Annotated in this window: 7 protein-coding genes; 3 read left to right on the top strand and 4 right to left on the bottom strand. The window is 66.0% G+C overall.

Features of this window, described 5'->3' with window-relative positions:
* Window positions 1-95: 95 nt before the first annotated feature.
* The gene (eccE, locus tag ACZ60G_RS34080) at window positions 96-1,745 is read right to left on the bottom strand and encodes a type VII secretion protein EccE (protein ID WP_465815369.1); all 1,650 of its coding nucleotides are present in this window, start codon (window positions 1,743-1,745) and stop codon (window positions 96-98) included.
* A gap of 112 nt (window positions 1,746-1,857) precedes the next feature.
* Here eccE and eccB point away from each other — a divergent pair, with 112 nt between their 5' ends.
* Window positions 1,858-3,345, top strand: coding sequence for a type VII secretion protein EccB (gene eccB / locus ACZ60G_RS34075; protein WP_465815368.1), 1,488 nt, complete (start codon window positions 1,858-1,860; stop codon window positions 3,343-3,345).
* 1 nt (window position 3,346) lies between these two features.
* Here the strand turns inward: eccB and ACZ60G_RS34070 are convergent, their stop codons facing one another.
* Genes ACZ60G_RS34070 through eccD form a run of 3 tightly spaced genes read right to left on the bottom strand, consistent with a single transcriptional unit; the run spans window position 3,347 to window position 7,035 of the window.
* A complete protein-coding gene (locus ACZ60G_RS34070) occupies window positions 3,347-4,105 on the bottom strand; it encodes a potassium channel family protein (protein WP_465815367.1) in 759 nt (252 codons plus the stop codon).
* A 60-nt stretch (window positions 4,106-4,165) separates the two neighbouring features.
* Window positions 4,166-5,560, bottom strand: a complete 1,395-nt coding sequence (gene mycP / locus ACZ60G_RS34065) for a type VII secretion-associated serine protease mycosin (RefSeq protein ID WP_465815439.1) — start codon at window positions 5,558-5,560, stop codon at window positions 4,166-4,168.
* A gap of 8 nt (window positions 5,561-5,568) precedes the next feature.
* On the bottom strand, window positions 5,569-7,035 hold the full coding sequence (gene eccD, locus ACZ60G_RS34060; RefSeq protein WP_465815366.1) for a type VII secretion integral membrane protein EccD: 1,467 nt from the start codon (window positions 7,033-7,035) through the stop codon (window positions 5,569-5,571).
* 174 nt (window positions 7,036-7,209) lie between these two features.
* On the opposite strand from eccD, the gene eccCa reads away from it, so the two are divergent.
* Window positions 7,210-11,253, top strand: coding sequence for a type VII secretion protein EccCa (eccCa, locus tag ACZ60G_RS34055; protein ID WP_465815365.1), 4,044 nt, complete (start codon window positions 7,210-7,212; stop codon window positions 11,251-11,253).
* Window positions 11,253-12,701 carry a type VII secretion-associated protein gene (locus ACZ60G_RS34050; protein ID WP_465815364.1) on the top strand — a complete coding sequence of 483 codons (1,449 nt, stop codon included), beginning with the start codon at window positions 11,253-11,255 and terminating at the stop codon, window positions 12,699-12,701. The genes eccCa and ACZ60G_RS34050 overlap by 1 nt, the downstream gene beginning before the upstream one ends.
* The last annotated feature ends 37 nt before the right edge of the window (window positions 12,702-12,738 follow it).

Genomic DNA, 12,738 nt, shown 5'->3' with positions numbered 1-12,738 from the left:
GAATGGTGGTTCGACGCGCCGACTACTACCACCATTTCACTACCCTCGCCAAAAAAGCCTGGAACGCAACCACAGCCAGATGACTACGCTGGTAGCTACTGGGGACTCCCAGCCATCGCCCGCCGTCCGCGCGGATGCCCGATATACGTCGCCTCACGCGGAATCGACACCAACGTCAAATCGACCTGAGCAGTCCCGGTCCGCAGCACCACATGGTTTCCGATGGCCCCCGGCTGATGGATCGACAGGTCCGGCCGAGTCGCGGGCCACCCCATCGGATCTCCGGTCACATAGATCGTCGTGACGCCGGCGTGCGGCGCGGGCGCCAGCACACCGTCGACCACCGTCGCGGTGAACCCGGCATCGGATTGATGCGTCTCCACCGCGATCTGCAGCCGCTCCGGGTTCCCGATGGTCGTCACCAGGTTCTCCCAGGCATGCGTCCGATCGGTACGGATCAGGATGCGTTCACCGACTGCCAACGCGCGGAACACCAACTGCTGAGCCAGATACAACTCACCGGCCACATACACCGTCGAAATACCGGTACCGACAATCCGGACCGCGACACCCTGCGCCTCGTCATCCGAACCGATCAGCTGACCGCACCCTGATGACGGCAGATGCAACGCATCGATCACCTCGATCGGGTACTCGATCACCGGAACCGCGTCGTCGAGATCCGGAATGGCCAGCGGCAGATGCGCGAGCAGACCATCGCGCTGCCGCCCGTTCATCGAGATCAGACCCTTGAGCTTCGTGCGCTCCGGCAGCTCCCGTGTGGTCAGCCGCCAAGCCGCGCCGATGCTCACCGATTCGGCCGAACTACCGGGGCGCAGTCGCACCGCGACTGTCGTACCGCGCGACGGCGCGACCCACAGCTGCGAGAGCAGATCCGAACCGAGTCGCTTCGGGTCGACCGCGCTACCGATATTCACACTGTTGCCGATCTCGGCATTCCGCCAGCGATGGGTCAGCGTGCGCGGATCGAAGCCCTGCGTGACCTGCAGCACCGCCTTGCGGATCTCGGGTGCGGTAAGGATTCGGGCGCTGCAGTCGGCGTCTTCCAGGGTGCGCATAATGCGTTGCGTCGCAATGGTTACCGCGCGTGACGCACCCTCACTGCCGCCACCGCGCCGGGCCGCGGCCTCCGGGCACGCGATCGCGTCGAAGCTGATGGCGAGCCACACATTCCGGTGTGCGGTCGCGGGCAGCGGACCCAGCAGCGATTCATAGATCTTGCCTGCGGGCGTACCGGAGCGACTGCGGTGACCGTGGCTGATGATGTCGATACCGCTGAGCAGAATGTCGTGCTGGTTCAGGCATTTCGCCAATTCCGGCAGCGGCAGCAGATGCGAGGCGTGCACGGTGGTGCGAGCGATCCGGGTCAGCCCACCCTTGGGGGCCAGCACCTCGACGACCGTGACAACCCGGCTGCCGTCCCAGTACAGCCCGAGCGAGCGACCGTCCGAGCCACGGAAGTCGACGGTATCGCCGAGCTCGTAATCGCGGTGGGTGAGGTAGCGCCACCAGGTGGCGATCCAATCCAGGATGGTGCGCTTGGCAATCGGGATCAGTGGCAGCAGTCCGGCGACCACCGCGACGCCGAGCGCTGGCCAGGCGCCGAGCCCGACCAACAGGGCGAGCAGTCCGGCATTGAGCCCGATCACCTGCGCGATCAACAGATTCCGCAGTGAGATGCGCCCGAGCAGCGGGCGTGGTCCCGCGCCGGCTTGTTCGGCCATCGTCGTCCCCCAAGTACCCGGTATCGGCCGTATCGCAGCGGCCGAGCTGAACAATAGTCCTCGGAAACTGTACTGTGTTCCGCGAACGCGAGCATTGTTCGGGGAGGGAAACATGCCTTCAAAACCCACTACACGGTGGCAGGTGAGCGGTTACCGCTTCCTGGTCCGCCGGATGGAACACGCGCTGGTGCGCCGGGATGTGCGCATGCTGCACGATCCGATGCGCTCCCAGTCCCGCGCCTACGCGGCCGGATTGATCATGGCGATCGTGGTGCTGGCCGGTTGCGGCGTGCTCGCACTGCTGCGTCCGCAGGACAAGGTAGGCAGTAACAAGATCCTGATCGGCAAGGAATCCGGCGCCGTCTACGTGATGATCAACGACGTGGCGCATCCGACGCTGAACCTCGCCTCGGCCAGGTTGGCCGCGGGATCGCCGGAAAAGGCCGTCATCGTCAAGGAATCCGAGATCGGCAAGAAAACGCGGGGCCAGCTGATCGGCATTCCGGGCGCACCTTCCTCACTGCATTTCGACAAGGACGGCAAGGGCCGGATCTGGACCGTCTGCGACCAGATGAAGGTGGACGGCAGCAAGGACCTCACCACCTCGGTGCTCGCCGGGAGTCTCTCGCTCGGCGAGAAGGCCTCGGTCATGGGTAAGGACCGGGCGCTGCTGGTGCAGGGCAAGGAGTCGGCGTATCTGGTCTACGACGGCAAGCGTGCCCGCGTCGACCTCAAGGAGCGCGCGGTCACCGACGCATTGAAGATCACCGGCGCTACCGCCCGGCCGATCGGTGAGGGGCTGCTCAATACGATTCCCGAAGTGCTGCCGATCATTCCGCCCAAGATCGATAACCCGGGCGGCTCGGTGAGCTACTCGATCGGCAACCATCGGATCGGCGACGTGGTGCACGTGCCCGCGCAGCCCAATACGGAATACGTTGTGCTGCAAGACGGTCTGCAGCCGATCTCGCCGGTGACCGCCGAGATCATCCGCAACCGGAACCGCTCGACGTCCGGCAACGACGTAGTCGATCAGATCGACAAGACCTACGCGCCGGTGTCGAACGCACTGCCGGTCGGCATGTATCCGCAGGCTGTGCCGTCCATCGTCGACTACAAGGACCAGCCGGTCAGCTGCCTGTCCTGGAAGCCGCTGGCCGCCGCCGCGGACAACAAGGACGGCGGCAATCGCGCCGAACTGACGGTGCTCACCGGTGTGGCCCTGCCGATTCCGGATAACGCCAAACTCGTACCATTGGCTCAAGCGGACGGTACCGGCCCCAACGCAGACTCGGTATACATCCCGCCGGGCACCGGCGCCTTCGTCCAGACCACCGGCATCGAGCCCGACAGCCGCCGCAAGGACAGCAAGTTCTACATCGCCGACACCGGTGTCCGCTACGGCATCAAGGACTCCGACGCCGAAAAGGCACTCGGCATGGACACGGATTCGGGCACCAAGGCCGAACCGGCGCCGTGGCCGATCGTCGGCCTGCTCGCAGCCGGTCCGAGCCTGTCCCGCGCGGATGCGATGGTCGCCCACGACGGCGTCGCCGCAGACCCGTCACCGTCGAAATCACCTGTCGCCTCAGCGAATTGAGTCAGTCCTCGGACTTCGAGGCCGCGCGCAACTCGGCGACTTCGCTTCGTAGCGAGCGGATTTCGTCGATCAGCATCGTGATCTCCACTTCGGTGCGGTCGGCGGTCACCTCGACGGACTTCAGCTGGTCCATCACCCAGCTGGTGGTGGTGCCGATGGCGAAGCTGATCAGGCCGATGCCGAGCGTCATCAGAATCAGTGCGATCATGCGACCCTGCACGGTCACCGGATACACATCGCCATAGCCGACCGTGGTCACCGACACCATGGACCACCACAGCGCGTCGCCGAAGTTGTGGATCTTGCTGTCGGGTGCGCCGTATTCGGCATCGAAGAACGCCAGACTGCACAGCACCAGCGTGAGTGCCGAACTGGTGCCGACGAATATCGCGAGCCGGGCGCGCGTCACCCGATTGCGGTTGAGCTGGTCCAGCACCAACAGCGCCGCCCGCAGCAACCGCACCGGACGAAACGGCGGCAACAGCACGATCAACAGCTCCAGCGGATGCGTACGCACGAATCGCCAGCGATCGGTGGACAGCCATGTCCGGATGCCGAAGTCCGCGACGAATGCCGCCCAGATCATGATGTCGACCCGTTCGAGCCAGGCATCGAGTCGCGGTGACGCTCCGGTATCCAGCACATGCCAGGCATAGACGCAGATGAAGAGCACGGCGAGCACCAGCATCGGGATGCCGGTCGTGCGTTCCCAGGCTTGTCTACGGCTCGGTTGGCCGCCGTCGTGTTGTGCTGCGTGCATGGGAACTACCTGTATCGATCGGGTGCGACACCCTATGTACCGCCGTTTGCCACGAAGACGCTACATATCGTCCGACTTGACGCCGAACCGGCGGCGTATCGGGAACGAGGCGAGGTAGCCGAGCACCAAAGCGGCACCGATGATCCCGGTGCCTATCAGCGCGACATTGCGGGCCCGATTGTCCGGCGGCGGCGCCGGTTTCGGCACCGCGAGCTGGGCGCTCTTGGCCGGGCTCGGCCGCTTGGGCGGCAGCGGCGTGCTGCTCACCTCATCGGTCAGCGCCGCGACCGGATCGACCGCGCCGTAGCCGATATACGGACTCCACCCCTCGGCGGGCGCGTGCGCCGTGGCCTGTATCCGCTTGACCACGTCCAATGCACTCAGCTGCGGAAAGCGGGCACGTACCAGCGCGACCACACCGGAGACCAGCGGCGTAGCGAAGCTCGTCCCGCTCATCGCCTGTTGCTGCCCTTGCTGATTCGTGGTGCCCGTCGCGGTCCCCGTGCCGCGCGGGTCGAGCGAAGTCATATTCTCGCCCGGCGCGGCCACACTCACCCACGGTCCCGGCACGGTGAACTTCGACGGCGCGCCGTTCGAATCGATCGAGCCCACCGAGAGCACATAGTCGTCCCAGCGCGCCGGGCTCACATTGACCTTGACATTGCTCCATGGGTCGGCGGACGGATTGAGCGGATCGATGATCTGCTGTTCGGTCTTGCAGGAGCCGTCCTGGTTTCCGGCCGCCACGACCACGACCACGTTTTTCTCCAGCGTCGCGTATCGCACTGCCGCGCCAATGGATCCGTCGACGTCATTGGACGAGCCACACCACACCTCGGAGATATTGATGACGCTCACGTTCGCATCGGCCGCGCGCCGGATCGCGGAGGCCATGGTGGCCAGGTTGCCGTAGCCCTCGGGCAGGTCGTCGGGATTGCGCTCCCTGGACCGGCCTTCCTTCTGATACATCTTGCTGGTCTGACGGATGGTCATGATGCGTGCTTCCGGTGCGACACCGGAGAATCCCTGGTTGTCGATCTTCGACGCGGCGATCAGTCCCGCGACAAAGGTGCCGTGCCCGTCGCAGTCCTCGGTGCCGTCGCCCGAGTTCGCCACGAAGTCGCCACCGGCGATCAGTCCCGGCAACCGGGGATGCCGCGCGACACCGGTATCGATGACCGCGACGGTCTGGCCCTCCCCCTTGGAGAACTGCCACGCTTTTTCCAGATCGAGGGAGCGCTGCGCGGTGGGAATAGTCGCGCCCTCACCGCCGGAGACCGTATTCGAGCAATCGGAATTCGCTGGGCGCTCGGTCTTTTCGGGTGGTGCGGCCGGATCGCCCGCGGGCAGCAGTCCCGGATTCACCGCGGGCGGGTGGTCCGCGGAAGCAGCACCGGCCCCCAGCCCCAGCGACGCGCTCAGACCCAACGCCACGGCTGCCGCCGCGACGCGCATCTGCCTGTTCACAGCCCGCGAACGAGCGAGTAGAGCGAGGCCACCCAGAACACCAGCGGCAGCACGGCGGCCACGAACGCGTACTCGAGCAATTCGACGCCGCGGCGCATCGGCGGTGTGGCGGACTGGTTCGGAATGATGATGCCGAGAATCAGCGCGGCGACCAGCACCACCATTGCCGCACCGAAGACGGCTAGCGGCTGCTCCATGCCGACGGCGACGCCGACCATCATGATCAGCACGATCGACGCGCCGCCCGCGATCAGTACCACGGCCTGTTCGGCACCCGCGTAGGTCCGGCTGCGGAACATCAGCACTACGGCGATCACCAGCGCCAGCGCGATACCCGGCCAATACGGATCCTCCGCGCCGGGGTCGGTGCCCGCCAACGCACCCGCCACAGAAAGCAGCGTGGTCGCCGAGACGAGTCCGGCCAGGTACATCCGGGCGCGTTCCGACTTCACCCGCAGCGCGTCCATGGTCGGCAGCGCGCGGTGATCGTCCGGATCGTCCTCGGTCGGGTCGATCGGGGTGCCGGGGGAGGGCACCGGCGGCAGCGGAAGGCTTGCCAGCAGCATCGAAATCCGCGGCGCGAGTGAAAGACCCGCGAGTCCGAGCGCGGCGACGGCGGCGCCGATGGCCTTCTGCGGCTGGTCGGTGAGCACGCCGACGAGCGCGGCCGGTACCGCGTACACCGCGAGCGTGGCCGCGCCGATGAACAGCGCGAGTCCGACGCCGGTGACACGCCATGCGAGAACCGCTGTCGCGCCGACCAATACCGAACCGAGCAGCAGATGCGCCCAGCCGTAATCGTCTGGCACATAGAGCATTCCGGCGGTGAACGAGGCGGGCAGCGCACAGCCGCCGAGCACCAGCGCGGTCGAGGTGTCGCCGTACATTCTGCTGAGCACCATGCCCGCGACCACCAGCAGAATCGCCACGGTCAACGCGAGCGAACCGCTGATCCAGCCCGGCAGTGCGTCTTTGGACAGCAGCAGACCGAGGCAGCCGACGATCATGGTGAGCGCGGCGAGCACCGAACCGGTGATCCGCGCGACCTTCGGGGTCCAGCTGCGGTAGTGGTCGGCGTCGGCGATCGCGACGTTGTACATGATGTCGTCGAACAGCGGCGTCGGCGCGGTATGTGAGGCGCTCTCCAACATGAGCAGTTCGCCGTCGCGCACACCGTGCTCACCGAGGCTCAGCGAATTGGAGAAGGGCGGATGGCCGATTCTGGCCAGCACCCATTCAGCGGGCTCGAAGCGCTCGCCCTCATTGTCGAAATCGTTGGTGCGGCTGTGTTGAGCGACCATATCGACGACACTCGGGATCACCAGCGCGACCGGCACATCGACCGGAATCGCCATATCCACCTGGGTGTGCTTCGCGAGAATCGTGACCCGGGCAAGGTCGGGCGCACGGACGATGCCGCGCGAGGATTCTTCGTCGATGTGGTCAAGTCGCGCGTGTGTCAAGCTTCCCCCAACTCGGTCTCTACCTCGTATTTCCGCGTTCCGTGAGCGAGGGGGCCAAGCTTGCGAACCCACCGTTCGGGCAGCAGAATGCTGGTCGAACTGTACGACATGTCAGCTGTGCCCTCTACACTGAGGCCGAAAAAGCGCAGCTTGCGAAGAGGGGGATCTCGTCCGATGAGTACCGTCCGGTTTCAGCGGCGCGCGCGTCGCGAGATGCCGCGCTCGCCAGGTGGCGAGGTCACGCTGCAGCCGCCGCCCGAAATCCCAAGGGTGACACCGGGCAGCCTGGTATCGAAGCTGATGCCGGTCGTGATGGTCGTCGGCATGGTCGGCATGATGGCGCTGATGTTCACCCAGGGCGGCAGCAGCATCACGTCGAACCCGATGAGCATGATGTTCCCGATGATGATGGTCGTCTCCATGGTCGGCATGTTCGCCGGTCAGGGCGGCGGCAAGGGACAGAAGGCGGCCGAGGCGAACGAGGACCGCAAGGACTACCTGCGCTACCTGGATCAGGTTCGCAAGGACGTCGACCAGACCGCCACGCAGCAGCGCGCTTCCGTCGAATGGAGCCATCCGGAACCAGCCCTGATCTGGATGCTGGCCGGAACTTCCCGCATGTGGGAACGCCGCGCCGGGGACAAGGACTTCTGCCACGCCCGCATCGGCACCGGCGGACAGCGCCTGGCCACCCGCCTGGTCGCGCCGGAGACCGGTCCGGTCGAGGAATTGGAGCCGATCGCGGCGGTTTCGCTGCGTCGCTTCGTGCGCGCGCACTCCACCGTTCCGGATCTGCCGACCGCGATCGCGGTCAAGGGCTTCGCGACCATCGCACTCGACGGCGACCGCGCCGAGGCCCGCGATATGACCCGCGCAATGCTGTTGCAGCTGTGCATGTTCCAGGCGCCGGACCAGGTGCTCATCGCCGTCGTCTGCGGCCCGGATACCGCCCGCGAATGGGAGTGGACCAAGTGGCTGCCGCACACCCAGCATCCGGACGCGCAGGACGGCATCGGCACCCAGCGCATGTTCTACGGTTCGATCCGGGAGGCCACCGCGGGCCTGCATCCGTTGCTGGCCAACCGCGTTCGCTACTCCCGTAACCAGCCGGCCAACGCCAACCTGGTGCATATCGTCATTGTTGTCGACGGTGGTCTGCTCGAGGCCGAAGAAGACCAACTTCGCGAATCCGGTTACGAGGGCGTGACCATCATCGACTTGTGCGGCTACGCACCGCGTTTGGCGGTTTCGCGCGGCATCAAGATGGTCGTGGAGAACGGTGAATGCGTCGGTCGCGGCGCCACCGGCAACCAGGAGCGTTTCGCGCTCATCGACCGGATCAGTCCGCAGCAGGCCCAGCAGGTCGCGCGCAGACTCGCGCCGTACCGCGCCGCGACCCAGCGCAGCAGCGATGTCGAAAACGATGACGCCGAAGTGATCTCGACCTGGACCCAGCTGATGAAGCTCGGCGATATCGGCACATTCAATCCCGAGCACGCCTGGCGTCCCCGATACGGCCGCGAGCGGCTGCGCGTGCCCTTCGGTGTCGGCGCGGACGGCGCGCCCATCGAACTCGATATCAAGGAAGCCGCCGAAAGCGGTATGGGCCCGCACGGATTGTGCATCGGCGCAACCGGTTCCGGTAAATCGGAATTCCTGCGCACCCTGGTGCTCAGCTTGCTGGCGACCCATTCGCCGGACCAGCTGAACCTGGTGCTCGTCGACTTCAAGGGTGGTGCGACCTTCCTCGGCTTGGACGGCGTACCGCACGTCGCGGCCGTCATCACCAACCTCGAAGAGGAAGCCGACCTCGTCGACCGTATGCGCGACGCCCTGGCCGGTGAGATGAACCGACGCCAGGAAGTGCTGCGCCAGGCGGGCAACTTCGCCAACGTCTCCGAATACGAGAAGGCGCGCGCCGCCGGTGCCGATCTGGACCCGCTGCCCGCATTGTTCGTGGTGCTCGACGAGTTCTCCGAATTGCTCACCCAGCACCCGGATTTCGCCGAACTGTTCGTGATGATCGGCCGCCTCGGCCGCTCGCTGCACGTGCACCTGCTGCTGGCCTCGCAGCGCCTCGAAGAAGGCAAGCTGAAGGGTCTGGAGAGCCACCTGTCCTACCGCATCGGTCTGAAGACCTTCTCCGCCAACGAATCCCGCCAGGTCCTCGGTGTCCCCGACGCCTACAACCTGCCCGGCGTCCCCGGCGGTGGTTACCTCAAGTCCGACTCCGGTGAGATCCAGCGCTTCCAGGCCTCCTACGTCTCCGGCCCCTACGTCGGCGGCGGCTCCCAGCGGGAGGTCACCCAGGCCGGTGTCGCGGGCGGCGAAATCGACATCAAGGCACGCCCTTTCACCGCCACCCACGTCGACTTCCGCACCATCGACCGGGTCCCGCTGCCGTCCGAGCCGACGCACGATCCCGAACCGCAGTCCGAGGACGGCGAACAGATCTCCAACCTCAATATGCTGGCCTCCCGCATTCGCGGCCACGGCCGCGCGGCCCACGAGATCTGGCTCCCGCCCCTGGAAGAGGCGCCCACCCTCGACCAACTCATCCCACGCAGTGTGCTCACCGGCGAGTACTCCGCCGTCGCCACCCTGCGCGCGCCCATGGGCATTGTCGACCGCCCCTACGACCAGCGCCGCGACCCCTTCGTCGTGGACCTGTCGGGTTCGCGAGGCAATGTCGCGGTCGTCGGTGGCCCGCAGTCGGGTAAGTCGACGGCTCTGCGCACCATGATCATGGCCCTGTCCCTCACCCACACCGCCGAACAGGTGCAGTTCTACTGCCTCGACTTCGGTGGCGGTACCCTGGCCAGCCTCGAAGGCCTGCCGCACGTGGGTTCGGTGGCCAGTCGTCTCGACGAGGACAAGGTCCGCCGCACCATCGCCGAGATGACCACCATCGTCCGCCAGCGCGAGGCGCGGTTCCGTCAACTCGGCATCGAGTCGATGACCGAATTCCGCCGCCTCCGCGCCATGGATCCGGCGAGCAGTCCCGCCGCAGCCGGTGCGCACGAGGACCCCTTCGGCGATGTCTTCCTGGTCATCGACGGCTTCGGCTCTATCCGCCAGGACTTCGACCCCCTCGAGCAGCCCATCATGAACCTCGCGGTTCAGGGCCTGTCCTACGGCGTCCATGTGATCATCGCCCTCGCCCGCTGGGCCGAGGCACGCCCCGCCCTGAAAGACCAGATCGGCACCCGCATCGAGCTCCGCCTCGGTGACCCAATGGACTCCGATCTCGGCCGCAAGTTCGCTTCGCTTGTGCCGCAGGGCCGTCCGGGGCGCGGTATGACGCCCGAGTGCCTGCACATGCTGACCGGTCTGCCGCGCATCGATGGAAGCGCGGATCAGGACAACCTCGGCCAGGCCGTCGCCGATGCGGTGGCGACCATCGCCCGGCTGACCCCCGGCCGCCCGGCGCCCGCGGCCAGGATGCTGCCGGAAATGCTGCCGCGCGAGCAGCTGCTGCAGCTCGCGGGCAACTGGCCGTCGCAGGTCGACCCCGAAGTCAAGTGCATGCGAATTCCGCTCGGTATCAACGAATCCGAGCTGGCCCCGGTCTATCTCGACTTCAACGAGAGCCCGCACTTCATCGTCCTCGGTGATACCGAGAGCGGTAAGACGACATTGCTCCGGACGATCATCGAGAGCATCGCGGCGTCGAATACCCCGGATCAGGCGCGTTTCATCCTCGGCGACTACCGACGGTCAATGCTGGGACTCGTGCCCGACGGATATCTCGCCGGATACGGTTCCACCGCACCGCAGTTCACCCAGAACATGACCGATCTCGCCGCCTATGTCGCGCAGCGGACGCCGGGACCCGACGTCACGCCACAGCAGTTGCGCGACCGCTCGTGGTGGCGTGGTCCGGAGCTGTACGTCATTGTCGACGACTACGACCTGGTCGCCTCCTCCAGCGGCAACCCGGTGTCGGCACTGGTCGACCACCTGCCGCATGCGCGTGACCTCGGTTTCCACGTGATCATCGCGCGGCGCTCCGGTGGTGCCAGCAGGGCCATGTACGAGGCGACGGTGGCACGCATGAAGGATCTCGGTTCGGCCGCTCTGGTCATGAGCTGCAATAAGGACGAGGGCGTGCTCTTCGGCACCACCCGCCCCGGTATCAAACCGCCTGGGCGTGGCACCTACGTCACGCGCAATACCGAGGGCTTGATTCAGCTGGCCTGGATGCCACCGGCCGAGTGATGTCGAACGTCGATCTGGTGGTGACCGACACCCGAATATGGGCGCGCGGTCCGGCCACACATTGGGATGTGCCGCCGTCGGTGGTGCTCGGCAGCAACGGCGATCTCGTTGTCGGCGAGCCACTTACGCCGCCGACACAGGTCAGCTCAGCCGTCCAGTACGTGGCGGCGGATCGGATCGCCTTGCTGCCGCGCGTGCCGAGTCTCGCCGAGGCGATGGGCTCGGTAGTCGGCACCGTAATGCGCAACCTCGGCGTCCCGGTTCCGTGTGCGCAGCTCACCGTCGTCTGTCCGACCGAATGGGGTGGTCGTCGGCGAGCGGTATTCGCCGAGGCCGCCCGCCGCTTCGCCGCGGATGTGGTGTTCGAGGACATGGCGATTCGCGCGGTGATCGCCGATGTCGGCACCGCCCGCAGCCGTCGCACGGTCGTCTTGGAATGCGGCCCGCTCTGCACCACCGCGACCGCGGTAGTGCGCAGCCATCAGGGCATCCGAATCGAATCGTGTGAGCACGAACCGAATCTCGCGGTCGCCGATGTCGAGCCGGAGTCGAGTGGCTACTACGATCTGTGCGAGCTCATCGATCGCGTGCTCGCGGGTCAGCCCGCCGATTTTGTTCAGGCCGTTGGAGTTTCCGATCCGGCGAAGCTGGACCTGATTCGTTCAGCGGTGCAACAGGTCTGCACACAGACGATCGAAGTGCGTCCGATCGCGGGCGCGGATCTGATGCGCGGACCACAGCAGGAACCGGGATATCAGCCCGAAGTCGCGCCTTTGCCGACCACCGAGTGGATGCAGCCGCTGCGTCAGCGAGCCGCGGCCATGCAGCCACCCGGCCGAAATACCAAGGCCTATGTGATCGCTGGTATTGCGGGAGTGCTGGTGGTCGCCGCAGTGGCCGCCGGTGCCGTATTCGCATTCGGTGGCTCGGACGATACCTCTGCGGTCTCGGCGGCGACCACATCAGCGGCCGCAGGCACGACCGCACAGTTGCCGGTCACCCAACCGCCGACGACCTCGAAGCCATCATCGGAAACCGTTGGACGCGTACGCTTTCAGATCCCGTCCGGGTGGCGCCTGACGCAGGCCATCGACCCCACCAAATCGCGAGTCGACCTCGTCCCGTCGGACGGAACCCGTGCCCGCATCACACTGATCCAGACCCCGGTCGCCCCGGGTACCGGATACGAGCAGGTCGCCGCCAATCTCGAAACTCAGATGAAGCAGCAGCCCAACGGCAAGCTGAGCGATCTGAAGCGCGACGTGGTCTTCGGCGGTAAGTCCGGGCTCGCCTACACCGAACAGCCAGGCGACGGTTCGACGGTGAGCTGGCACGTCCTGGTCGAGCACGGACTTCAGGTCAGCACCGGGTGTCAGTACCTCGGTGGCACCGACTCGATCAAACAACCCTGCGAGCAGTTCGCGGCCTCGCTACAGGTCAATCCCTGAACGGTGTTGTCCCAGTATGGTTTCGCCGCACTCAGTG

The sequence above is a fragment of the Nocardia sp. NPDC102475 genome, assembly GCF_055584605.1.
The sequence above is the reverse complement of the archived record's forward strand: the minus strand, read 5'-3'. Positions and strand labels throughout refer to the sequence as shown.

What these genes read in the sequence shown, in the direction of transcription:
- eccCa (WP_465815365.1), top strand. Translation starts at nt 7,210, where the DNA reads ATGAGTACCGTCCGGTTTCAGCGGCGCGCGCGTCGCGAGATGCCGCGC.
- eccB (WP_465815368.1), top strand. Translation starts at nt 1,858, where the DNA reads ATGCCTTCAAAACCCACTACACGGTGGCAGGTGAGCGGTTACCGCTTC.
- ACZ60G_RS34070 (WP_465815367.1), bottom strand. Translation starts at nt 4,105, where the DNA reads ATGCACGCAGCACAACACGACGGCGGCCAACCGAGCCGTAGACAAGCC.
- ACZ60G_RS34050 (WP_465815364.1), top strand. Translation starts at nt 11,253, where the DNA reads ATGTCGAACGTCGATCTGGTGGTGACCGACACCCGAATATGGGCGCGC.
- mycP (WP_465815439.1), bottom strand. Translation starts at nt 5,560, where the DNA reads ATGCGCGTCGCGGCGGCAGCCGTGGCGTTGGGTCTGAGCGCGTCGCTG.
- eccE (WP_465815369.1), bottom strand. Translation starts at nt 1,745, where the DNA reads ATGGCCGAACAAGCCGGCGCGGGACCACGCCCGCTGCTCGGGCGCATC.